The sequence below is a fragment of the Streptomyces sp. PSU-S4-23 genome (assembly GCF_055632315.1).
Window position 1 is genome coordinate 4,648,007 of record NZ_JBVMUU010000002.1, and the last position, 23,706, is coordinate 4,671,712.

Genomic DNA, 23,706 nt, shown 5'->3' on the forward strand with positions numbered 1-23,706 from the left:
GGCGCCGGTTCGGCGGGCTTCCCGCGCCGCAGCGGATCGGGTTGCCTGACCGCCCGCCGGCGCGGGTGCTCTGCCGGACGGCCCGCACGTGTGGACCGCCGTGCCCTGCGGGGCCGTGGCCCCGTCGGTGCCGCCTACCGCGAGAAGCGGCGCATCGTGCGGCGATAGGTGCTCATGCCCACGAGCAGCGGCCCCTGGCGGGAGGCCGCGCGGCGCTCGTCGTCCCGCCGCAGCTCCGGCTCCCGCTCCGTCCCGCCGGCGCAGGGGCGTCCGCCCACGAAGACCGTGGCCGGGTGGCCGTTCACGAGGATCTCGTGGGTCGCCTCGACGGCGAGTCCCGCGGCCAGGAGGCTCGTGCGGTAGTCGGGGGCGCCGCGGCGTGCGCACAGCAGGACGAACCGGCCCGTTTCCGCGTCCAGCACCCGGGCGAAGGACTCGGAAACGGCACGCGTGAATTCCGCATAGGGCATGGGGAGCTCTTCGTACTCGCCCCACGGCGGGTCCGTGACGATGACGTCGATTTCCCCGTCGGAAATGGAGGGAAGAGTCAGGGCGTCCTCTGATTGAAGGCGCACCCGCTGGTCCCCGGTCAGCTCGGCCGGGAAATCGTCCCGATGGGATCTGAGATCCGTGTCGGAGCAGATGATCCGGTGCGCCGGCATGTCCAGCCGGGCCAGGACGAAGGAGCCGCTGCCCGCGAAGGGGTCGAGATACACGTCCCCGGCGCCGGGCCGAGAGGCGAGAACCAGCATCGAGGACAGTTCGTGGGACACGGCGCCGCGGCCCTTCTTCGCCCTGGCGGGCTTCGGCAGCCGGGCGCAGAACATCAGCTCTCGCAGGTCGAGACGGCCGATCACCCAGTACTCCTGGCACTTGCCCCCGGGCTCCACCCGCCGGCCGGTGCTCGTGGACACCGCCTTCTCCAGGTCCCTGCGTGCCCCAGGGCCGAGGGAGGTCAGCTCGCCGTCCACGTGCGCCATGACGCGGAAACCGGGGGTGCGGCCGGGCAGTGCGGGAAAATGCTCCCTGCCGAGCATTCCGGAGAACTGGCGGACGCTCTGGTCGACGTCTTTGCGCGGGGTGGTCGCGAGCACCACGAACGCGTTCTTGGCGAAGGGGATCCGCGCCACCTGCTCCGGGCTCGACGTGGAGTCGAAAACCATGGCGCTGTCGTCGCTGTAATGCGCGCTGAAATCATCGACGAAATGCGAAAGGGCGTCGGCCACCAGATCCGTGGTTCCGGCCGGATACTGGATGAAATAGCGCACTCGACGAGAGTACCCGACCCGCATGGGGCGGTGCCGTCGTGCGACCGCTCGCGATCGCTCCGGCCGGTCGGGCCCCGCACGATCACGGGCGCTCCTCCTGGTCGGGGGTCTCCAGCGAGGCCGCGCCCCGGGCGGCGGCGACGGCGGCCGCCCCCAGCGCCGCGAACGTCTCCTCGGCGCCGAGGGTGTCGTCCGTGCAGACGAACAGCGCCGGTTCGGGAGGCCGGCGAGAGGAGTGGCCGCCGCGCGGACCGCGTGGACGCGCTCGCGCGTCCACGCGGCCGGCCAAGCCCTAACCGGCCGTCAGCTTCGTGAGCGGCAGCGTGTGCTGTGTGTGGATCACCTTCGCGCGCAGATAGCGGACGTTGTGCGCGGTGGTGAAGACGCCCGTGGGGACGCGGTCGGTGACCGTGAGGCCCAGGGCGCGGAGCTGGGCCGCCTTGTCGGGGTTGTTGGAGAGCAGGTCCAGGGCGTCGATGCCGAGGGCGCGGAGCATCTGTCCGGCGGCCGTGTAGTCGCGGGCGTCCTCGGGCAGGCCGAGCGCGGCGTTCGCCTCGTAGGTGTCCAGGCCCCGGTCCTGGAGGGCGTAGGCGTCGAGTTTGTTGTAGAGGCCGATGCCGCGGCCCTCCTGGCGGAGGTAGAGCAGCACGCCGCCGTGCTCGGCGATGCGCTCGACCGCCTCGCGCAGCTGGGGTCCGCAGTCGCAGCGTGCCGAGCCGAAGATGTCGCCGGTCAGGCACTCGGAGTGCAGGCGTACCAGCGGCGGCCTGCCCTCGGGTGCGCCGAGGACCATGGCCACGTGCTCCTGGCCGTCGGCGAGTCCGTGGAAGGTGACCAGGTCTCCGGTGACCGTGTAGCCGTCGCCGAAGCGGAACGGGACGGTCACGCGGGTGCGGACCGTGGCGGTGGGGGAGTCGGTCGAGTGGCTGCTGTCGGCGGCGGCATCGGATGCCGCCGCGTCGCCTGGCTCGCGCATGTCTGTCACCCTTCTCCGGCCGCCGGGTCGCGGGTCCGGTATGCGCTTCCGCTGCGTCGGACGCGCCGTTGTGCTTCAGATTTGAAGCACAAGCTCGGTGGGAGACAGTAACCCTGCTTTAAAGTTCAAGCAATCGATTTGGGGGGACTTTGGGGGAGTTACGCCCTCGACGAACGCCGTCGCCAGGGCGGCGCGCCGCATGGCGATTGCTCCTCGTCTCCCTGGAGCGCCTCCGTGATCCGGCCGCAGATGGCCTCCAGTTGGGCCACCTGCTCCGGCGACAGGTGGTCGAAGACGGCCGCGCGGACCGTGTCGGCATGACCCGGCGCGGCACGCTCCAGCAGCGCCCTCCCCGCGTCCGTCAGGACCGCGATGCTGCCCCGCCGGTCGGTCGGGCAGCCCTCCCGGCGGACCGTGCCGTCCCGTTCCAGGCGGGTGACGGCGTACGTCAGCCGGCTGCGGGTGATCTTCAGGCTCTCGGCGAGGTCGGTCATCCGCATCCGGTGGCCGGGCGCGTCGGAGAGGTTGGCCAGGACGGAGTAGTACAGGTGCGGCATGCCGGCCTCCTGCTGGAGGTGCCGGTCGATCGCGTCCTCCAGGAGCCACGACGCGGCGAGGTACGAGCGCCAGGCACGCTGTTCCTCGCGGGTGAGCCAGCGGGTCGTCATGACCGCAGTCTAGTTATTGTTTAAAAGTTGAACCAAGTGTGCGCGCCGGGGCGCATCGGATCAGACTGCTGTGTCCCGGCGCAGCGAATCCCGACCACTGGAGCGCACCTCATGGCCCACCCCTACGTCCTGTTGTCCGCCGCCGTCTCCCTCGACGGCTTCCTGGACGACACCGGGCCCGAGCGGCTCCTGCTGTCCGGGCCGGAGGACTTCGACCGGGTCGACGAGGTCCGGGCGGGCAGCGACGCGATCCTCGTCGGCGCGGGCACCGTGCGCACCGACAACCCGCGGCTGCTGGTCAACTCCGCGCGGCGGCGCGCGGCCCGGGTCGCCGCGGGGCTGCCGGAGTACCCGCTGAAGGTCACCGTCAGTGTGTCCGGGGACCTCGACCCGGAGGCCCTCTTCTGGCACACCGGCGGGGCGAAGACCGTCTACTCGACCGGCAAGGGCGCCGAGCGGCTGCGCGGGCGGCTGCCGGCCGGCGTGGAGGTGGTGGCGCTCGGGCCGGACATGCAGTGGCGGGACGTGCTCGGCCACCTCGGGGACGTCAAGGGCGTGCGGCGGCTGATGGTCGAGGGCGGCGGGCAGGTGCACACTCAGCTGCTGCGGCAGGGGCTCGCGGACGAACTGCAGCTCGCGGTCGCGCCGCTGTTCGTGGGGGAGGCCGGCGCGCCGCGGATGTTCGGGCCGGGGGCCTATCCCCCGGGGCGGATGCGGCTGGTCGAGACACGGGCGGTCGGTGACGTGGTCCTGATGCGCTACGTGCCCACGGCACCCGGGACCGGGCGGCTGGCCTCCGCCGCGGACCGGCGGTGGCTGGAGGCCGCCTGTGAGCTGGCGGCGCAGTGCCCGCCGTCCCGGACGGCCTTCAGCGTGGGAGCGGTGATCGTCGCGGCCGACGGCACGGAACTGGCACGGGCGCACTCCCGGGAGGGCGGCGACCCCGTGGTCCACGCGGAGGAGGCGGCGCTGGCCAAGCTCGACCCGGCGGACCCCAGGCTGGCCGCCGCCACGGTCTACAGCAGCCTGGAGCCGTGCGCCCGCCGCGCCTCCCGGCCCGCGCCGTGCGCCCGGCTGATCATCGACGCCGGGGTGCGACGGGTGGTCACCGCCTGGCGTGAACCGGACACCTTCGTGGCGTCCGCGGACGGCAACGCGCTGCTGGCGGCACAGGGCGTGGACGTGGTGGTGCTGCCGGAGTACGAGGACCTGGCGAAGGCCCCCAACGCCCATCTGCTGCCCCCGGCCACCCGCACATGACGCCCGGGGACCGCATCCCACCCCGCCCCGCCACCGCCGGCGCGGCGCCGCGCCAGGGCCGCGGACGGCCGGAAAACGCTGGTGAAGGGCCCCGCGCGGAAAACCCGTGTGCCTCCTTCAGCGCGCATGGCGTACACTGATCTCACCGACGCGGGGTGGAGCAGCTCGGTAGCTCGCTGGGCTCATAACCCAGAGGTCGCAGGTTCAAATCCTGTCCCCGCTACTGATGGCCGAGGGCCGGAGTCCGAAAGGGCTCCGGCCCTCGTCGTGTGCCACGGCCCGCCGCGGCCCCGCCCCGCCGCCACCCCGGCCATACGCCCGCCATACGCCCGCCATACGCCCGCCATACGCCGGTCATACGCCGGTCGGCCCACAGCGGTCGCCCGCCGCCGCCCTTCCGGGGAAGCCTGGACAGGTGGTGCAAGGAGGCACGGGGCGGTCCGAGCGGCCGAACGACCAGGACGACGGCGGGCGACGGCCGGGAACGGCGTACGACCGGGCCGGTGTCCGGCCCCCCGCGGGGCGTGACCGGCCCGGTGACCGGCCGTCCGGCGCCCCCGGGCCCGATGCCGGTGCCGGAGAGGTCCTGCCGCCGGCCCGCCTCGGGGCCGGCACCCGCCGGATCCCCTCTGCGCGCCTGGCCGTACGGGCCCTGCCCGCGCTGCTCATCGTCGTCGGTGTCTGCTTCGACTACTTCACCCCGTCCGACCTCACCGCCGGCCCCCTGCTCACCGCCGCACCGCTCGTCGCCGCGCCCCTGTACTCGCTGCGGGGCACCGTCCTGACCGGTGCGGTCGCCGTCGCCTCCATCCTCGCCGTCCACCTCGGGCTCGGCGTCCTCGGGGAGGTCAACGAGATCACCGAGGCGGTCACCGTCGCGACCGTCGCCGCCCTCGCCGTCCTCCTCAACGTGCTCGTCCGCCGCAACGACAGACGCCTCGCCTCCGCCCGCGAGATCGCCGAGGCCGCCCAGCGCGCCGTGCTGCCCGAGCCCGCCGCGCGGATCGGCGGGCTCGACATCGCGGCCCGGTACGAGGCGGCGCAGGCCGACGCCTTCATCGGCGGGGACCTGTACGCCGTGCAGGACTCCCCGCACGGGGTACGGCTGGTCGTCGGGGACGTGCGCGGAAAGGGCATGGGGGCCGTGGCCGCCGTCGCCGTCGTCATCGGCGCCTTCCGGGAGGCCGCCGAGCAGGAGTGCACGCTGGAGGCCGTGGCCCAGCGCCTGGAGCGGGCGCTGTCGCGCGAGGGCGTCCGGCGCGGCGGACCGGACGCCCTCGAGGGGTTCACCACCGCCGTCCTCGCGGAGATCCCGCACGGCCGTGACACCGTCCGCGTCGTCAACCGCGGCCACCCGGCCCCGCTGCTGCTGCTCCCGGACGGCACGGTGCGCGAGATCGAGCCCGACGAGCCGGCGCTGCCGCTCGGCATCGGCGACCTCGGCAGCCGGCCGGACCGTGCCGAGGAATGGGACTTCCCGCCCGGGGCGACGCTGCTGTGCTGCACCGACGGCGTCTTCGAGGCGCGTGATGCGCGCGGCGGGTTCTACGATCCCGTCGGCTGTCTCGCCGGCCGCGTCCGCACCGGCCCGGGCGCCCTGCTGACCGCCGTCACCGAGGACGTCGCCCGCCACACCGGCGGCCGCGCCACGGACGACATCGCCCTGCTGGCCGTGCACCGGCCCGACCGGCCCTCAGCGTCGTCACGCCATGTGAACGGATGACGCCCCTGCGCATAACAACTGATGCACCGTCAATAACGGTGGGGCCCCCGAGGCGTGGCCAAGTCGCCCCATTTAGCCCGTTCCTGGCATGAAAGTCCAGGTCAAAAGCATCAGAGATCTGATGGAACGGCTTGGAATCCGGGCCCCGCGTCTATTAACGTTCGATAACGCAGCGCGGTCGTCCCAGCCGTCACAAGAGGCGGCTCCGTGCGCGTGTGCCGAATCCCGCAAGGGAGCCGGGGAACCACCACCTTGGGGTGAATCGGGCGGAAGCCGCCGTGGCAGCACGGCCGGTGACGCCCGTAGGAGACCTTCCTGCTCCGAACCCGTCAGCTAACCCGGTAGGCCAGTAGGAAGGAAGGAGTGCGCCCACGTGGCGTCCAACGGGCCTGCCCAGAGCACCTCGTTCGCTCCGAACGGCACTCAGACGTTCGGCTTCGCACCCCGTACCGACGAGGGCCCCTGGGAGGAGTGGAACCCCACCGAGGAGTCCCTCCGCCCCGTACGCGGCCGGCATCGCGTCACCAAGCAGCGCGGGGGCGGGCTCGCGCGCAGCTCCACGGTTCTGGGCGTCGGTGTGATGGCCGCCGTCGGCGCGGGCGGCATGGCCACCGCGCAGACCGGCAAGCCCCCGGTGTCGATATCCATGCCGGACCTGTCCTCGGTCGCGGACTCGGCCAAGGCACTCCTCGGCGAGGACTCCGGCGCCCCCAAGGGCTCCGCCACCGCCCTCAGCTCCGCCGGCCTGACCACCGCCGACGCCGCCGCGGGCAGCGCGGACGCGGGCGAGGCACTGCGCGCCCGGATCCTGCAGCAGGCCGAGTCCCAGCAGGACCGGATCGACAGCGCGGCCGCACAGGCCGCCGAGGACGCCGCCGCGAAGAAGGCCGCCGAGGCCGCCGTCAAGGCGCAGGACGCCGCGGAGGCCAAGGCCGCGGCCGAGAAGCAGCAGGCGATCGAGGAGGCCAAGAAGAAGGCCGAGGCCGCGCGACTGGCCGAGCTCGCCAAGCAGTACGCGCTGCCGACCTCCTCGTACACCCTGACCTCCCGCTTCGGCGACGCCGGTTCCATGTGGTCCTCCGGCTACCACACCGGACTCGACTTCGCCGCGCCGACGGGCACGCTCATCAAGGCGGTCCACAGCGGCACCATCACCGAGGCGGGCTGGGCCGGTTCCTACGGGTACCGCACCATCCTCACCCTCGACGACGGCACCGAGCTGTGGTTCTGCCACCAGTCCTCGATCAGCGTCAGCGCGGGGCAGAAGGTGGCCACCGGCGACGTCATCGGCCGCGTGGGCGCGACCGGCAACGTGACCGGGCCGCACCTGCACCTGGAGGTGCACCCCGGCGGCGGCGACGCCATCGACCCGCTGGCGTGGCTGCGCAGCAAGGGCCTCAACCCCTGACATCCCCCTGAGGCGCCGGGTCCGGGCCGTTCCCGGGCCCGAGGCGCCGCTCCCCTGACCCCGGCAGCCCTGGCGACACCCCCCCCGACGGCAGGGCTGCCGGCCGTACCGACACCGACGGACGAGGAGACGGCGAAGCGACGGCGGCGTCCGCGTGACCGCGCGGGGCGCGGCCGAGCGGGCCCGGCCCCTACCGGCGATACGGGTTGTACCCGGGATACGGTGCGGCCGGCCCGTGCTGCGGCGCCCCGTACAGCGGTGCCCCGTACAGCGGCACTCCGTGCGGCGGCGCATACCCGTGGCCGTGCCACACCGGCGGCGCCGTCGCGGGTGCCACCGGCGCCGTGACCCGCGCCGCGTACTCCAGCGCCGGCCGCGCCACCGTCCGGCGCGCCCACAGCGCGCAGAGCAACTCCCGCTCCCGCACGACGAAGTCGGCCCCCGCCCGCCCCCGGCGCCCCCGGTGGCGCAGGAACGCCACCGACGTCGCGAACGCCTCGTACTCCGCGACCGAGCGCGCCGCCTCCTTTCCGCAGTGGTGGCCCGCGTACTCCCGGGCCAGCCGCCGCGCCCGCAGGGAACCGAGGACGAACGGCTCCACCGGTCCCAGCCACCCTGCGGCCGCGTACGCGGGCAGCTCCTCCCGCACGGTCCTCAGCTCACGCTGCCGGGTCCAGATCACCAGCCAGGTCAGCAGCCCGAACGCGGGTGCCATGAAGGCCGCGTAGACCGCGAAGAACCCGTACTCGCCGAACATCGCCGACCCGTTCCACATGGCGTGCATGCCCATGGCGAGCAGCAGCCCGCCCAGCGGCGCCAGCAGCCGGCGTACGCGCTGGCGCTCCGCCGAGAGCGCGGCGAGCCCGAAGCCGATGCCCGTGAGCACGGTGAACAGCGGGTGCGCGAACGGCGACATCACCACGCGCACGAAGAAGGTGGCGGCCGTGACGGAGGCGAGCCCTCGCCCCCCGCTCATCTGGTCGGTCCCGAAGGCCGTGCCCAGATAGAGGATGTTCTCGGTGAAGGCGAAACCGGTCGCGGTGACCCCCGCTATCACCACCCCGTCGACGATCCCGGTGAAGTCCCGTCTGCGGAAGAGGAAGACGAGCAGCACGGCCGCCGCCTTCGCGGACTCCTCGACGAACGGCGCTATGACCGTCGCGCCGAGCGTGTCGGCGCCGTTCGGGTCGGCGGTCGTGGTCGCTATCCACCGCGTCGCGAAGCTGTTCGCGACGATCGCTATGAGCGCGGCCGCGCACGCGCCCCACGCGAAGGCGAAGACCAGGTTCCGCCAGGGACCGGGCTCGACCCGGTCCAGCCAGCGGAAGGCCGCCACCAGCAGCGGCACGGGCAGGACGGCCAGGGCGAGCCCGACCAGGAAGCCCTCGGTGCCGGTCTGCTGCCGCACGAGGGCGAGGATCACGAGCCCGGACAGCGCGAGGAGGGTGATCAGCGCCCCGTACCGCACCCACCGCCTCTGCCACCAGTGCGGGTGCCAGAGCACGCCCCCGTCCACGGGACCGTCGGGGTACGTCGGGTACGGGGGAAGGGTGGTCACGGCATCGACCCTAACGAGACAGGGGCGCCGCCCGCGACGGTGCCCGGTGGACCCGCGGGGCGCTCAGCCGCCGGCGGCCGGCTGGTCTCGGTGCTGTACGCGCCGGAACAACAGATCGTTCACCGCATGACCCTTGTCCAGCCCCTGGCCCTCGAAACGGGTCAGCGGCCGGAACGCGGGCCGAGCCGCACAGCCGCCGCCCGGCTGGGTGTTCTCGAACTCCGGGTGGGCGGTGAGCACCTGGAGCATCTGCTCGGCGTACGGCTCCCAGTCCGTGGCGCAGTGCACCAGCGCGCCCGGCCGCAGACGGGTGGCGGCGAGTGTGAGGAACTCCGGCTGGATGAGCCGCCGCTTGTGGTGGCGCTTCTTGGGCCAGGGGTCGGGGAAGTAGACGCGCAGCCCGTCGAGGGAGTGCGGTGCGAGCATCTCGCGGAGCAGGATGATCGCGTCGCCGTTCCCGACCCGGATGTTGGCCAGGCCGTTCCGCTCGGCGAGGTTGAGGAGGTTGCCCTGGCCGGGCGTGTGCACATCGACCGCGAGGATGTTGGTGTCCGGGTCGGCGGCGGCCATCTGCGCGGTGGCCTCGCCCATCCCGAACCCGATCTCCAGCACCACGGGTCTCGTGTCGCCGAACAGCTCGGCGAGATCGACCACCCGCTGCCCGTCGATGTCCAGCCCCCATGTGGGCCACAGTCGCTGCAGGGCATCCGCCTGCCCGGTGGTCACCCGGCTCCGGCGGGGCTGGAAGCTGCGGATCCGCCGCTCGAAGTGCGACCCGGCGGGATCGGCCTTCGGCCCGCCGGGGAAGCGGGGCTCACCCTTGGCCCGGGAGCGGGGGACGGAGGCGGCGAGGGCAGCGGCGGCCCGGCCGCGGGGTGTGGCCTGGGCGTCTTCGCGGGCGGCATCGAGGGAGTCAGACACAGTGCAGCCAATTTTACGGGGAGGGACGACGGCACCCGGCCGTCCGGTGGGCGGGCGCTCAGTCCCGGGCCAGCGCCGCCAGCGCCCGGCGCGCCACCTCCCGGCCGATCGGCAGGGAGGCGGTCGCCGCGGGGGAGGGCGCGTTCAGCACATGCACCGCCCGCGGGCCCTCCCGGATCAGGAAGTCGTCCACCAGCGTCCCGTCCCGCAGCACGGCCTGCGCCCGCACCCCGGAAGCCGCCGGCACGAGGTCGGCCGCCCCGGCCGCGGGCAGCAGTCTGCGCACGGCCCGTGTGAACGCCCTCTTCGACACCGACCGCCGCAGCTCCCCCGCCCCGTACCGCCAGTGCCGGCGTGCTATCCGCCATGACCCCGGCCACACCAGCGTCGCCCCCAGCTCCCGCGGCCGCAGCGTCCCCCGGCCGTACCCCTCGCGCGCCAGGGCCGGCACCGCGTTCGGCCCGATGTGCACCTGCGCGTCGATCCCCCGCGTCAGATGCACCCCGAGGAACGGGAACGCCGGGTCCGGCACCGGGTACACCAGCCCCCGCACCAGCTCCGGCCGTGCCAGGGCGTAGTACTCGCCCCGGAAGGGCACGATCCGCATGCCCGGGTCGTCGCCGGTCAGCCGGGCCACCTCGTCGCAGTGCAGCCCGGCGCAGTTGACGAGCACCCGCGCCCGCAGCACCGTCCCGTCCGCGGTCCGCACCGCGACGCCGAGCGAGGGGCGCCGGTCGATCCGCACCACCCGTGCGCCGTACCGGACCTCCGCCCCCGAGGCGTCGCCCAGCTGCCGGGCGACCGCCACGAAGTCGCAGATCCCCGTCGTGCCCACGTGGATGGCCGCGAGCCCGCGCACCTCCGGCTCGTACTCCGTGATCTGGGCCGGGCCCAGTTCCCTGACCGGGATGCCGTTCTCCCGGCCGCGCTGGACGAGCGCGTGCAGCCGCGGCAGCTCGTCACGCTCCGTCGCGACGATCAGCTTGCCCGTGACGGCGTGCGCGATGTCGTACTCGGCGCAGAACTTGACCATCTCGGCGGCGCCCCGCACCGCGTACCGGGCCTTGAGCGAACCGGGGCGGTAGTAGACACCGCTGTGGATGACCCCGCTGTTGCGTCCCGTCTGGTGGCGGGCCGGGCCGGACTCCTTCTCCAGGACCGTCACCTGCGTGCCCGGCGCGGCACGTGTGATCGCATACGCCGTCGACAGGCCGACGATTCCGCCGCCGACCACCAGCACGTCGCAGTCGTACGCGATCTTCCGCATCTGCTCCACCTCCCGGTTTCGATAGTGCACTGCGCCACTGACAGTGCGCTCAAACCCGGGAGGCGCCCGAGGGCCGGCGGCCGGCACGGTCACCCGGCGACGGGGAACCGTGCGGGCCTAGGCCGGAGCCATCAGCAGGGGCCGTGCCCGCTCCCGCAGCTCCGCCACGCGCGGTTCGTCGCCGTACGGCTCCAGCCGGTGTATGAGGTCCCTCACATACTCGGTGGTGCGCGCCGACGATATGCGCCCGGCGACCTCCACCGCCCGCACCCCCTGCTCGCACGCCGCGTCCAGGTTGCCCGACTCCAGCTCGGCGACCGCCGACACGACCAGGCGCAGCCCGTGGGAGCGCACGTACTCCTCCGTGGGCCGGGACAGGGCCTGCTCGGTGAAGCGGCGGACCTGGCGGGGCGCCTTGAGGTCGCGGTAGCACTCGGCGGCGTCGGCCGCGAAGCGGTCGTAGGAGTAGAAGCCGAGCCAGGACGGGTCGTTGTCGCCGTCGCGGGCCCGCTCCAGCCAGCCCTCGGCCGCCTTCAGGGACGCGCCGGCCGCCTGGGCGTCCCCCGCGCGCGCGTGCGCCCGTGCCTCGACGAGGCGGAAGAAGCTCATGGTGCGGGCCGTGGCCAGGCCGCGGTTGCGCTCCAGGGCGGCCTGGGCGAGGTCGACGCCCTCGTCGCCGAAACCGCGGTAGGTCGCCTGCAGTGACATGGAGGCCAGGACATAGCCACCCAGGGGCACGTCGGCGGCCGCGCGCGCGAGGCGCAGCGCCTGGATGTAGTAGCGCTGGGCGGCCTCCTGCTGCCCCGTGTCGAAGGCCATCCAGCCGGCCAGGCGCGTCAGTTCGGCGCTGGCCCCGAACAGGGCCCGGCCCACCTCGTCCGAGTACGACCCGAGCAGCAGGGGTGCGGCCTCCACGCGTAAGCACTCGGGCACCATCGACGAACGCCAGTCGCCGCCGCCGTACTTGGAGTCCCAGCGCCGGGCGTCCTCCGCGGCCTCGCGCAGCTTCTGCACATCGCTGTGGCCCACCTTCAGCGGCGCTCCGGGGCCCTCGCCGGGGCCGGGGTCGCGCGCCACCGAGCTGTCGGCCGGGGTGATCAGCCAGCGGGAGGCGGGGGTCGCATAGGCGCTCACGGCGAACGATCCGGCCAGCGACTGCCAGATGCCGCCACTGCCGCCCCGGCGTCCGGCGAGGTCGAGGCGGTACAGCTCCGTCGCCGACTTCACCGCCTGGCCCACGTCCCGGGGGAAGGCGAGGCCCACTTCCGGTGCGGGATCCGCGTCCGCCAGACCGATCTCGTGGAGCGGTACGGGGCGGCCGAGCTTCTGGGCGATGGCCGCGGCGATGAGGTGGGGCGCGGCGCCCTGCGGCACCATGCCCTTGGACACCCACCGCGCCACCGACGTCTTGTCGTAGCGAAGAGTCAACCCGCGTTGGGCGCCAAGGTCGTTGACGCGCCGGGCGAGTCCTGCGTTGCTGATTCCCGCGAGGGCGAGAACGGCGCCGAGCTTTTCGTTCGGCCCGCGTTGCTCCCTGGACATGCGCCACCCCTCGACACAGACGGCTGCCACGGCGGTGGCATAACCGCGCGGCATTCGTAAACCCAGCGTAGTTCGCCGCATCCCAGCCGTTAAGGGGCGTAAATCCGGATGGCGGGATTGTGGTCCGTACCTCAGTACGGAGTGTCGCGGCGTGCTCCTGGTGTGTGGCCGTGCGCCCGTCCGTGCGCTCTTCTCCGGCCACCCGGGGAGCGGTTGCATGGCCGTGCGTGGGTCGGCCCGCTGTACTGGATCCAGTGGGCTGGGGGACACCGCCGCCTTCATCCCCGCGGGCGGCGGACCGGTCCGGGAGGCGAACTCCGCCTCCCGGACCGTGCGTTGCGCAGGGCCCTGTACGGAGCGTGCGCACGCCTGCCCACCCTCAGTCGATTTGGCCGAAAATCGACGGCGGATTCCGGGGGCGATCAAGCCTCCGACCATGGCTGTTGAGGGCGCGAAGGGGGTTCTTGGGGAGCGTATCGGGGGCGCATTCGCGTCGCTGTCCCTTCCCTCCCGCCGTGCCCGGAGCCTGAGTCCACCGGCCCGCGGACCTCTCCGCGCGGGCGCGTTCCCGGGCGCACAAGCGACAACACACGCCCTCGGGGGCGCATTCTTCATGGCAGCATGGGTGCCGTTCGTACGGTGCACTGGTTGTCCACAGCCTGTGGAGGCGTCGATGCGGTGGTTGGTGGGATGGAGCAGCGCCGCCGCCGGTGCCCTCGCGCCCGGCTCCGCCGGAGCCACCGGATACGACGGCGAGACCGTTCACCCGGTGGGCTCCCAGCTCCTGTGGGGCGACCCCGATCCGCTCTGGGCGGTCGGCGACTGGCGCCCCGACGAGGTGCGCGTCGTGAAGGCCGACCCGCAGACCCGGATCGCGGTCCTGGGCACGTGCGGGGCCTCCGACGAGGAACTGCGCGTCGGTCTGTTCGCCGCCCGCGGAGGCGCCCTGCGCCATCTGACCGCATGGCCCGGCAGCTACACCGCCGTCGTCCAGGTGGGGCGCAGGATCACCGTGTGCGGCGACCTGGCGGGCGCGCGGCCCGTGTTCCACACGCCCTGGGCGGGCGGCACCGCATACGCGACCGCCGCGCTGCCGCTCGCCGACCTCACCGAGGCCAACCTGGACTTCGGGCACCTGGCGGCCCTCCTCGCCGCCCCCGACGTACCGGCGGCGGTGCACGACTCGACCCCGTACGACGGCGTGCGGCGCATACCTCCGGGGCACGCGCTCATCCTGCGCGCGGGATCCCGCGAGATCGCCGGGTACGAGCCGGTCGCGTCCCTCGCCGTCGCGGCGCCCCCGGCGGACCCGGCCGACGCGGTGGACGCGGTGCGCGACGCCCTCGTCGACGCCGTACGCGCCCGGCTGGCGGCACCCCGGCACGTCCCGGGCACCGACATCGACCCCGGGCCCGTGCCCGGGATGGGACCGGCGGAACGGCGCGCCGCGCGCGGGATGCCCGTGCCCGGCATCGGCGCCGACCTCTCCGGAGGGCCGGCCTCGGGCACGCTGGCGCTGCTGGCGGCCGGACTCCCCGGCAGGCCCGGCACGGTGCTCGGGCACGGCACGGGGGCCGGCGAACGCCTGCTGGCCGTCACCTTCAACGACCTCGCCGTCCAGGGCCGCGAGGCCGAACTGGAGCGGGCCGGCACCCTGGCGGCGAACCCCCGTCTGCACCACGTGGTGGTGACCGGCGGTGAGGACGTACTCCCCTACGCCGACCTGGAGGTGCCGCTGACCGACGAGCCCGGCCCCTCCCTGGTGACGGCCGCCAGGCACCGGGCGCGGCTGGCGTCGGGCAGCGCGGACCACTTCACCGGCTACGGCGCGCGGCAGGTCCTCGACGCCCACCCGGCCCGGCTCGCGGACCTGCTGATGGACCGCAAGCGGCGCCATCTCGTGCGCCCCGTGGCCGCCCTGGCGAAGGCCGACGGCTCGGTGCTGGTCCCCGCGCGCGTGTACAGCGCGGCACGGAAGCTCGCCCGCACCCCGTACCGGGCCGGAGTCGACGCGCTCGCCGACCGGCTGATGCGGCGGCGGTTCGAGGAGCCCGGGGGCGCCGTAGGGGCGTCGCTCGCCGCGCTCACCTGGGCCAGACCCGGGCCCGCGGCGCGCTGGCTGACCGGTGAGGCCCTCGCTGAAGTATCGGTTCGCCTCCAAGGAGCCGCAGGCGGGACGGGGGTGGGCCCGGGGCAGCGCCCGGGCGACTTCCGCGCGCGCACGGCCCTGGCCCGGCACGCGGCGGACCTCCGCGTCCTGGAACAGGCGGCCGAGGTCCGCTCCCAGCGGCTGCACGCGCCGTTCCTGGACAACCAGGTCGTCCGCGCGTGCCGCGCGCTGCCCGAAGCCCTGCGGGTGCAGCCCGGGGCGCGCGCCGCGATCCTGCGGACCGTCCTGGAGGGCGCGGGCGTCGGCGGCCTGCCGCCCGGCTGGGGTGCCCCCTCGCACGCCTCCTCGGCGGCCGCGGCCCGCACGGGCCTGCGGGTGGCCGCGGACTCCCTGATGGCGCTGTTCGACACACCGCTGCTGGCGGAGGCGGGCCTGGTGGAGGCACGGGTGGTGCGCAAGGCGGTGCGGGCCGCGGCCGAGGGCGCACCGCTCCCCCTGGACGGTCTGGCGGACCTGGTCGCCCTGGAACTGTGGCTGCGCCGGCTGCTGGCCCGCCGGGGCACCTGCTGGACGGGCACGCCGGCCCGGGCCCGCGCGGTACCGGCGGGGATCGCCCCGCGGGGACGGGCGCTGGGTGCCGGGGCGTAACGGTTCCGGGGTCGCGGGCACGCCGCCGCCCACCCCCTCGCAAACCCCGTGCCATGCCACCCGCCGCCGGTGAGAATGGGGCGGTGCGGTACAGGATTCTCGGAGTTGCCCAGGTGGAGGACGACCGGGGGACCCCCGTACCCGTCGGCGGACCCCGGGTCCGCGCGCTGCTCACCGCGCTCGCCCTGCGCCCCGGCCGTACCGCCGACCCGCAGACCCTGATCGACGAGGTGTGGGGCGGCGACCGGCCGCTCGACGCCACCGCCGCCCTCCAGGCGCTGGTCGGACGGCTCCGCCGTGCCGTCGGCCGGGACGCGGTCGTCTCCGGGCCCGGCGGCTACCGGCTGGCCGCCGCCGGCGACAGCGTGGACCTCTTCGTCTTCGAGGACCTCGTCCGGCGCGGTACGTCGGCCCTCGCCCGGGGCGACGCGCACACCGCCGCCCGCGAACTGCGCGCCGCGCTCGCCCTGTGGCACGGCCCCGCCCTCGCCGACCTCCCCGACCGTGCGGCCGCCGCCCGCCCCGAGGCCCTGCGCCTGGAGGCGACCCGCGCCCGCGTCGAGGCCGACCTGCGGCTGGGCCGCGCCGCCGACGCCGTACCCGAGCTGACCGAACTGACCACCGCCCATCCGTTCGACGAACGCCTCCACGCCCTCCTCATCCGGGCCCTGCGCGCCACGGGCCGCGGCGCGGACGCCCTGACGGCCTACGAGGGGGTACGCCGCGCCCTCGCCGAGGGGCTGGGCGCCGACCCGGGACCGGAACTGCGCGCGCTGCACGCCGAGCTGCTGTCCCCGGACCCGCCCCCACCAGCGCCGGACACCCACCGCGGTGCCGGCCCCGCGCCGTCCGGCACCTCTCCCACCGCCCGGGCCGCCCACGCTGCCCCCACCGCCCGCACCGGCGGCAATCTCCGCCCCCGGCTGAACTCGTTCGTCGGGCGGGAACGCGAACTCGACGCCATCCGCGCGGATCTGCGCAGGGCCCGACTGGTCACCCTCACCGGGCCGGGCGGCTCCGGGAAGACCCGGCTCGCCGAGGAGGCCGCCACCGGGCTGCCGCAGGCGTGGCTGGCCGAGCTGGCCCCGCTCGACCGGCCGGAGGCGGTGCCCGCCGCGGTGGTCAGCGCCCTCGGCCTGCGGGAGACCGTGCTGGTCACCAACGAGATGGCGGTGCCGCAGGACGACCCGATCGCCCTTCTGATCGAGCACTGCGCCCCGCGCCGCGAACTGCTGATCCTCGACAACTGCGAGCATGTGGTCGACGCCGCGGCCGAGCTCGCGGAGACGCTCCTGACGCACTGCCCCGGCCTCACGATCCTCGCCACCAGCCGTGAGCCCCTGGGCGTGCCCGGCGAGTCGGTCCGCCCCGTCGACCCCCTGCCGCCCGATCCCGCGCGCCGCCTCTTCCTGGAGCGTGCGGCGGCCGTGCGCCCCGACGCGGGTCCCGCGGGCGACCTGGTGGCCGTCGACGAGATCTGCCGCCGCCTCGACGGTCTGCCCCTGGCCATCGAGCTGGCCGCCGCCCGCCTCCGGCTGCTGACTCCCCGGCAGATCGCCGACCGCCTCGACGACCGCTTCCGGCTCCTCACCTCCGGGAGCCGCACGGCCCTGCCCCGCCAGCAGACCCTGCGCGCGGTCGTCGACTGGTCCTGGGACCTGCTCGACGAGCGCGAGCGCACGATGCTGCGCGAGGCCGCCGTCTTCGCCGGCGGCTGGGATCTCGCCGCGGCCGAGGCGGTGTGCACCGGGCCCGCCGCCGACCTCGTCGGGGCGCTCGTGGACAAGTCCCTGATCGTCGCGACTCCGGTCGGGGGCGGCGACCGCGACGACCGTGACGACCGTGACGGCGGTGACGCCCGCAGCGGTGACGGCGGTGACGGCGGTGACGGCGGCGCTTCGGGCATGCGCTACCGCATGCTGGAGACCATCCACGAGTACGCCACCGAGCGCGCCGCGGAGGTCCCCGAGCTGCGCGCGGCGGCGGAGCGCAGGCACCGCGCATGGGTGCGGGCGCTCGTCGAGGAGGCCGACCCGAAGCTGCGGTCGGCCGAGCAACTGCCCTGGATCCGGCGCCTGGAGACGGAGCTGGACAACATCAGGGCCGGGCTGTACCGGGCCGTCGTCGCAGGCGCCGAGGAGGAGGCCGGCGCGATCGCTCTCGCGACGGGCTGGTTCTGGTGGCTGCGCAACTTCCGCCGCGAGGGCGCGGAGTGGGCGGACCGCGTGCTGCGCCTGGGCGCGGCCCTGGACGCGCACGACCGCCCGGTGGCCGCCTCGTCCGGCGTCCCCGGCGTCCCCGGCGTCTCGGCGTCCCGGCCCCGCGACGCGGGTGTCCCCGCCGCCTCCGCGGTGCGTCCTGCCGCCTTCGCGGCGCGTCCCGCTGCCGACGTCCTCACGGAGCTCGCCGCGGTCGACCACGTCGACGCGTTCCTCGCCGACGAGGACGCCGGGACGGCGCATCCCCTCCACCCGATGCGGATGAGGCTGCGGATGCTGCATGTGTTCCTGGTCGTGGAGTTGCGCCCGGCGGCCTCGGCGCGGGACGAGCGGTGGCAGCGGTACGTCGCCCGGATCCGCCGGGCCTTCGAGCGGGGCGGCCCGGACGCGGCCCGGCTGCCCGGCATGGTCTGGCCGGTGGCCGTGTACCACCTGGACGAGCCGCACCGGGTACGGCACGCCATGGACGCGGTCCTGGCCGACTGCCGCAGACACGGCGGCGACTGGGAGGTCGGCGTCGCCCTCATGATGCGCACGCACCTGCGCGTCGATTCCCCCGGCGGAGTGCACGACGTGGACGGCGATCTGGCCGAGCTGCGCACGCTCAGCCGCCGTGTCGGCGACCGCTGGATGCGCGCCCAGGTGTGCAGCGCGGCGGGCGAGGCGGCGATGGCGCGCGGCTGCTTCGAGGAGGCGAAGAGCGAGTACGGGGAGGCGCTGAGGCTCGCCCACGAGGTGGGAGCGCACGCGGAGGCGCCGTTCCTGCTCGCCCGGCTCGGCGAGATCGCGTACCGCGAGGGCAAGCGGACGGACGCCCGGACCGCGCTGGACGAGGCGAGCGATGCCGCCGACCGGCACGCCACGCAGGACGCCCGCGCTTACGTGTCCCTGCTGCGTGCTCAGATGGCGCTGGACGAGGGGGAGACGGCCCGGGCGCGGGCATGGTGGGAGCGCGCGCGGGCGGAGAGCCACCGGGGCACGCCGCCTCCGCAGTTCATCGCCGCGCTGAACGGCATGGACGCGCTCGTCACGGTCGCCGAGTCGGGCCCGGAGCCGGGGCTGACGAAGCTGGCCGAGGCGCTGGGCCGGGCCGTGGCGAGCCGGTGCGCGGAGTCGGTGACGGCGGGGCTCGTGGACATCGCGGCGAACGTCCTGGCGACCGGCGGCGAACTCGCCGCTGCGGTTCGGCTGCTGGCGGCCGCCGACCGCTGGCGCGGGCGCTCCGTGCGCGCCGAACCGGAGCGCACGCAGGCCGAGCGCACGCGGCGCACAGCCCTGGAGGCACTGGGCCGGGCCCGCTTCGACGCCGAAGGCGCGAAGGGCTCGGCCTTCACCCCGGACGACGTCCTACGGGATCTGGCGCGGGCGTCCGGGGACCCTTCCACCGGGTGAGCCCTGTCCCGTCGCACGCCGTCGGGCGAACGTCGGGTGAGCCACGACTCCGCGCCGTTCGCGGGCGCCCCCGGATCGAACGGACCCCACCCGGACCTCGTCCTGTGGAAAATCACCGAAACGGGCGATACGGGACCCCGGCGGAAGCCACCGGACGGGCGTGACCCGCGGACGCGGGCAGACCCGCCGGCCGCACCGGACCCGCGCACGGGTGGGCGGCGCAGCACCCGCGCACGGACCGCGGACGGCCCGGGAGGCCCCGGACCTCAGGGGCCCGCCCGCGGCCGCCGGTACGCCTGACAGCGGTGACGCCCGCTCACGCCGGGCGTGACCGCAGCCCCTCCAGGAGGATGTCGAGCAGCCGGGACGAGGCCGCCGCCTGCTGGGCGGGGTCCGGCAGCGAGGGCGCCGCCGTCGCGATCACGAGCAGCACGTCCGACACGGTGACGTCCGACCGCAGCTCGCCCGCCGCACGCGCCCGCTCCACGAGCTGTCCGACGACCTCCAGCAGCGTCTCCGCACCCGCGTCGGCCAGCACCGCGGCGGTCCGCTGTTCGACGAGCCGCAGCTCGGCGGCCGGCTGGGGCCGCTGCTGCGGCACCCGCGCCTCCTCCGCCGGCACCGCGCCGGACCTCTCGGCGCCCTCCTCGACGACCCCCACGCGCAACACCTGCGGCGGCAGCAGCCGGCCGGCGCCCGACGCCACCGACGTGCGCAGGAAGCGGGAGAGGGCCGACCACGGCTCGTGCTCCTGGCCGAGTGCCGCCCGGGCCTGGTCGGTCAGCCGGGCGGTCTCCTCCTCGGCTATCCGGCGCACCAGGACGTCCTTGCTCGGAAAGCGCCGGTAGACCGTGCCGACGCCGACCCTCGCGCGCCGCGCCACGTCTTCCATCGGCGCTCCGTACCCCAGCTCGCCGAAGACCTCGCGCGCCGCGCGCAGTACATGTTCCAGATTGCGCTGTGCGTCCACGCGCAGCGGTGCCGTCCGCGCACCGTCCCCGCGTCCGTTACCCACCGCGCCCGCCGATGCGACGGCGGACGCGGACGGCCAATGAGAGTCCTGAATGTGCATAAGCGTTCCCCCGGTAATGACGTCTCCCCCCGGAGACACTCCCCGTCATCGGAAGCCGGAGCATACGGAACAAGCGTCGTATCCGGCCGGACCGCCCGTCGCGGACCCGCCGAACGCATCCCCCGCACCCCGTCGACACACGAACATAGTTGAGCGGGAGTCAATTCAGAAGGGGCAGGTTCCGCACGGAGCGCCCCCCGATCGGAGTACGGGCCGGTTACATCCCGTTTGTACCTGCCGACCTCGTGCCCCTCATACCCGCTGACCTGCGCCGATTCTCCACACCCCGGCAATTCGGTCAACTCCGGCCGGAGCTTGTGTCCGGTCACACAATTTGCTGGGCCTGTGGACAAACCCCGGCGCCGGGTGCGTCATGGGATGGTGACGGCAGCATCCCAATGGGCGACACCCCCCGAAACCTCGAAGTGCGTGCGCATCCTCATCGTCGGCGGTGGCTCCGTCGGTCTGTACACGGCCCTGCGCCTGCAGCAGAAACTGAAAGCGGAGCTCGGCCGGGGCGAGGCGGAGATCGTGCTGGTCTCGCCCAACCCGTACATGACGTACCAGCCATTCCTGCCGGAGGCGGCCGCCGGCGCCATCTCACCGCGCCACCTCGTCGTGCCGCTGCGCCGGGTCCTGGACGGCTGCCAGGTCGTCGTCGGTGAGGTCACGGCCATCGACCACGCCAAGCGCACCGCGACCGTCGCCACGCTCGCCACCCAGGAGACCGGGGAGACGGCGCAGGTCTCCTACGACGAACTCGTCCTCGCCCCCGGCTCCGTCTCGCGCACCCTCCCGATCCCCGGTCTCGCCGACCACGGCATCGGCTTCAGGACCGTCGAGGAGGCCATCGGCCTGCGCAACCACGTCATCGAGCAGATGGACATCGCCTCCTCCACCCGCGACCCCGCCGTCCGCGAGGCCGCCCTCACCTTCGTCTTCGTGGGGGGCGGCTTCGCCGGCGTGGAGGCGCTCGGCGAACTGGAGGACATGGCCCGCTACGCCTCGCGCTACTACCGCAACCTGAGGCCCGAGGACATGAAGTGGATCCTCGTGGAGGCGTCCGACCGCATCCTGCCCGAGGTCGGTGAGGAGATGGGCCGGTACACGGTCACCGAGCTGCGCCGCCGCAACATCGACGTGCGCCTCCACACCCGTCTCGAATCGTGCGTCGACCGCGTCGCCGTCCTCAGCGACGGCACGCGCTTCCGCACCCGTACGGTCGTGTGGACCGCCGGGGTGAAGCCGAGCCCCGTCCTCGCGGCCAGCGACCTGCCGCTGGACGGGCGCGGGCGGCTCAAGTGCACCCCCCAGCTGGCCGTGGACGGCGTCACGCACGCGTGGGGCGCGGGAGACGCCGCCGCCGTCCCCGACGTCACCGCCGCCGAACCGGGCGGGGAGACCGCCCCCAACGCCCAGCACGCCGTGCGCCAGGCGAAGATGCTCGGCGACAACATCGCGCACGCGCTGCGCGGCGAGCCCCTGGAGACGTATGCGCACAAGTACGTCGGCTCCGTCGCCTCCCTCGGACTGCACAAGGGCGTTGCGCACGTCTACGGGCGCAGGCTGAAGGGCTACCCTGCCTGGCTGATGCACCGCATGTACCACCTCGGCAGGATTCCCACCTTCAACCGCAAGGCCCGCGTGCTCGCCGAATGGACGCTCGCGGGACTCTTCAAGAGGGAGATCGTCTCTCTCGGATCACTCGAACATCCCCGTGCGGAGTTCGAACTCGCGGCCGGTGGAAAGCCTTCAGGAAACCCGAAGGGGTCGTCCTGACCGTATCCAGGAACTCCGCCGGAGAGGCGGGCGTCTGACGGATGTCGGTCCGGTCGGCCAGACTGGTCCCCGACCACGGGCGGGCCGACCCCCGCCGCGACGCACCCATCAGGCTTTCCCCACCGCGCTGCACACCCCCCGGGGGCAGGCCCCCGGACCCCGACCGGTTCCGGAGCCGGCCGGAGACGACAACGACGAGGCAAGGAATCGGTGAACTTCACGCGCTGGAGCGCCCGGCTCCCCGGAACGCAGCGCCGCGCGGCAGCGCGGACCGGGCACGCGGTCCCCCCGGACCGGCGGGGGGACGGCTCCGTGCCCGCGGCCCGCGCCGAACGGCCCACCGACGACACGTCGAGCGTGCCCGCGGTCGACGAACTGCCGGTGCGCGAGGTCCTCGACCGTGTTCCGGCCCTCGTCGCCCTGCTGCACGGCCCCGACCACCGCATCGCGTACGTCAACGACGCCTATGCGGCGGCCTTCGGCACCCGCCCGGCCGGCGCACCCGCGCGTGAGGCGCTGCCCGAGCTGGACGAGCTCGGCCTCCTCCCGCTCCTGGACCAGGTGCTGCGCAGTTCCAGGCCGCGCACGGTCAAGTCCCGCAAGGCGCCCGGCGGCCGTTCGTACACGTTCACCTGTACGCCGGTGGACGTACGCGACGACAAGGCCAGGGGCGTGCTGATCTTCGCCGCCGACGTCACCGACCACGCGGAGGCCGCCGAGCGGCTGCGGGCCAGTGAGCGCGAACAGCGCGAGGCCGCGGTGACCCTCCAGCGCTCTCTGCTGCCCCAGGAGCTGGAGCAGCCCGACGACCTGCGCATCGCCGCCACCTACCAGCCCGGCGGCACGGAGGCCGCGGTCGGCGGCGACTGGTACGACGTGATCACCCTCGGCGGCGGCCGCACGGCCCTCGTCATCGGCGACGTCATGGGCAGGGGCGTACGGGCGGCCGCCGTGATGGGCCAGCTCCGCACCGCCGTCCGCGCCTACGCCCGCCTCGACCTGCCCCCGCACGAGGTCCTGCAGCTCCTGGACGGCCTCGCCGCGGAGATCGACGCCAACCAGATCGCCACGTGCGTGTACGCCGTCCACGACCCGAACGAGGGCCGGCTGGTGTACGCCTCGGCGGGCCATCTGCCGATCCTGGTCCGCGACGAGAACGGCAACGTGCTGCGCGCCGACGAACCCACCGGCCCGCCGCTGGGCACCGGCGGCTGGATGCACGCCTCGGGCTCGGTGCCGCTGGGCCCCGGCTCCACGGCCGTGCTCTACACCGACGGCCTGGTCGAGCGCCGGGACGCCGACCTGGACGAGGGCATCGCGGCCCTGGAGGGCGCGCTCGCGGGCGCCACGGGCACGCCGCAGGTGATCTGCGACCGCCTGGTCCGCTCGGCGGGCGTCACGGCGGGGCACGACGACGACGTGGCGGTCCTCGTCCTCCAGCACCCGGCGCGCACGGGCCCGGACGGCGACCTCTTCCGGAACGCCGCGCTGGAGCTGCTCGGCGGCGTGGAGGCGGCCCCACGCGCGCGTGCGTTCGCCTCCGGGGTGCTGACGAGCTGGCGGTTCCCGGTGGACCTGCACGATCTGGGGGTGCTGGCGGCGAGCGAGCTGGTCGCGAACTCGCTGCAGCACGGGATTCCGCCGATGCGCCTGCGGCTGCGGCGCACCGACCGGCGGCTGATCATCGAGGTGACGGACGGGGACGAGCAGCTGCCCCGCCGCCGCCGGGCGGAGCCGGCGGACGAGGCGGGGCGGGGGATCGCGATCGTGGCGACCATCGCCTCCAGCTGGGGGTCGAGACGGACGCCGGGGGGCGGGAAGGCGGTCTGGTGCGAGTTCGCACTGCCGCGCGGGACGGGCTGACCGCCCGTGGCGTCCGGGCCCTCCGGCCCGGA

General features: G+C 74.5%; 16 protein-coding genes, 1 tRNA gene and 1 riboswitch. Of the genes, 8 read left to right on the forward strand and 9 right to left on the reverse strand.

All coding sequences use genetic code 11. The features are described from left to right. Nucleotides 1-134: 134 nt before the first annotated feature. The 4 genes from ACZ79I_RS21355 to ACZ79I_RS21370 form a co-directional block, all read right to left on the reverse strand. On the reverse strand, nt 135-1,268 hold the full coding sequence (locus ACZ79I_RS21355) for a TRM11 family SAM-dependent methyltransferase (RefSeq protein WP_471499090.1): 1,134 nt from the start codon (nt 1,266-1,268) through the stop codon (nt 135-137). Nucleotides 1,269-1,350: 82 nt separating this feature from the next. Beyond that, nucleotides 1,351-1,545: a hypothetical protein gene (locus ACZ79I_RS21360; RefSeq protein ID WP_471499091.1), complete on the reverse strand. Its 195-nt coding sequence runs from the start codon at nt 1,543-1,545 to the stop codon at nt 1,351-1,353. A gap of 15 nt (nt 1,546-1,560) precedes the next feature. Beyond that, nucleotides 1,561-2,244: a GTP cyclohydrolase II gene (locus tag ACZ79I_RS21365; protein WP_471499092.1), complete on the reverse strand. Its 684-nt coding sequence runs from the start codon at nt 2,242-2,244 to the stop codon at nt 1,561-1,563. Between the two features lie 158 nt (nt 2,245-2,402). Continuing rightward, the gene (locus ACZ79I_RS21370) at nt 2,403-2,912 is read right to left on the reverse strand and encodes a MarR family winged helix-turn-helix transcriptional regulator (protein WP_471499093.1); all 510 of its coding nucleotides are present in this window, start codon (nt 2,910-2,912) and stop codon (nt 2,403-2,405) included. A gap of 111 nt (nt 2,913-3,023) precedes the next feature. Between ACZ79I_RS21370 and ACZ79I_RS21375 the strand changes: the two genes are divergently transcribed. The 4 genes from ACZ79I_RS21375 (at nt 3,024) to ACZ79I_RS21390 (ending at nt 7,303) form a co-directional block, all read left to right on the forward strand. Beyond that, nucleotides 3,024-4,172: a dihydrofolate reductase family protein gene (locus ACZ79I_RS21375; protein ID WP_471499094.1), complete on the forward strand. Its 1,149-nt coding sequence runs from the start codon at nt 3,024-3,026 to the stop codon at nt 4,170-4,172. Between the two features lie 149 nt (nt 4,173-4,321). After that, nucleotides 4,322-4,395, forward strand: a tRNA-Met gene (locus ACZ79I_RS21380). 192 nt (nt 4,396-4,587) lie between these two features. Beyond that, nucleotides 4,588-5,895: a PP2C family protein-serine/threonine phosphatase gene (locus tag ACZ79I_RS21385; RefSeq protein WP_471499095.1), complete on the forward strand. Its 1,308-nt coding sequence runs from the start codon at nt 4,588-4,590 to the stop codon at nt 5,893-5,895. Between the two features lie 206 nt (nt 5,896-6,101). Further along, nucleotides 6,102-6,258: riboswitch (cyclic di-AMP (ydaO/yuaA leader) on the forward strand. A 10-nt stretch (nt 6,259-6,268) separates the two neighbouring features. After that, nucleotides 6,269-7,303: a M23 family metallopeptidase gene (locus tag ACZ79I_RS21390; RefSeq protein WP_471499096.1), complete on the forward strand. Its 1,035-nt coding sequence runs from the start codon at nt 6,269-6,271 to the stop codon at nt 7,301-7,303. Between the two features lie 190 nt (nt 7,304-7,493). Here ACZ79I_RS21390 and ACZ79I_RS21395 read toward each other — a convergent pair whose 3' ends face one another. The 4 genes from ACZ79I_RS21395 to ACZ79I_RS21410 form a co-directional block, all read right to left on the reverse strand. Then, nucleotides 7,494-8,861: a PrsW family intramembrane metalloprotease gene (locus ACZ79I_RS21395; RefSeq protein WP_471499097.1), complete on the reverse strand. Its 1,368-nt coding sequence runs from the start codon at nt 8,859-8,861 to the stop codon at nt 7,494-7,496. A gap of 63 nt (nt 8,862-8,924) precedes the next feature. Beyond that, nucleotides 8,925-9,782: a tRNA (guanosine(46)-N7)-methyltransferase TrmB gene (trmB, locus tag ACZ79I_RS21400; RefSeq protein WP_471499098.1), complete on the reverse strand. Its 858-nt coding sequence runs from the start codon at nt 9,780-9,782 to the stop codon at nt 8,925-8,927. Between the two features lie 58 nt (nt 9,783-9,840). After that, nucleotides 9,841-11,049 (reverse strand): L-2-hydroxyglutarate oxidase, encoded by a 1,209-nt coding sequence (gene lhgO, locus ACZ79I_RS21405; RefSeq protein ID WP_471499099.1) that lies wholly within the window; start codon nt 11,047-11,049, stop codon nt 9,841-9,843. Nucleotides 11,050-11,166: 117 nt separating this feature from the next. Continuing rightward, nucleotides 11,167-12,591 carry an MFS transporter gene (locus ACZ79I_RS21410; RefSeq protein ID WP_381090781.1) on the reverse strand — a complete coding sequence of 475 codons (1,425 nt, stop codon included), beginning with the start codon at nt 12,589-12,591 and terminating at the stop codon, nt 11,167-11,169. Nucleotides 12,592-13,264: 673 nt separating this feature from the next. Here ACZ79I_RS21410 and ACZ79I_RS21415 point away from each other — a divergent pair. Then, nucleotides 13,265-15,349 carry an asparagine synthase-related protein gene (locus tag ACZ79I_RS21415; protein WP_471499100.1) on the forward strand — a complete coding sequence of 695 codons (2,085 nt, stop codon included), beginning with the start codon at nt 13,265-13,267 and terminating at the stop codon, nt 15,347-15,349. Between the two features lie 83 nt (nt 15,350-15,432). Further along, nucleotides 15,433-18,960, forward strand: coding sequence for an AfsR/SARP family transcriptional regulator (locus ACZ79I_RS21420; protein ID WP_471499101.1), 3,528 nt, complete (start codon nt 15,433-15,435; stop codon nt 18,958-18,960). Between the two features lie 316 nt (nt 18,961-19,276). Here the strand turns inward: ACZ79I_RS21420 and ACZ79I_RS21425 are convergent, their stop codons facing one another. Continuing rightward, nucleotides 19,277-20,032: a TetR/AcrR family transcriptional regulator gene (locus ACZ79I_RS21425; protein WP_471499102.1), complete on the reverse strand. Its 756-nt coding sequence runs from the start codon at nt 20,030-20,032 to the stop codon at nt 19,277-19,279. A 378-nt stretch (nt 20,033-20,410) separates the two neighbouring features. On the opposite strand from ACZ79I_RS21425, the gene ACZ79I_RS21430 reads away from it, so the two are divergent. Continuing rightward, nucleotides 20,411-21,811 carry an NAD(P)/FAD-dependent oxidoreductase gene (locus tag ACZ79I_RS21430; RefSeq protein WP_471499103.1) on the forward strand — a complete coding sequence of 467 codons (1,401 nt, stop codon included), beginning with the start codon at nt 20,411-20,413 and terminating at the stop codon, nt 21,809-21,811. 210 nt (nt 21,812-22,021) lie between these two features. Next, nucleotides 22,022-23,674: an ATP-binding SpoIIE family protein phosphatase gene (locus ACZ79I_RS21435; RefSeq protein WP_471499104.1), complete on the forward strand. Its 1,653-nt coding sequence runs from the start codon at nt 22,022-22,024 to the stop codon at nt 23,672-23,674. Nucleotides 23,675-23,706: the final 32 nt, after the last annotated feature.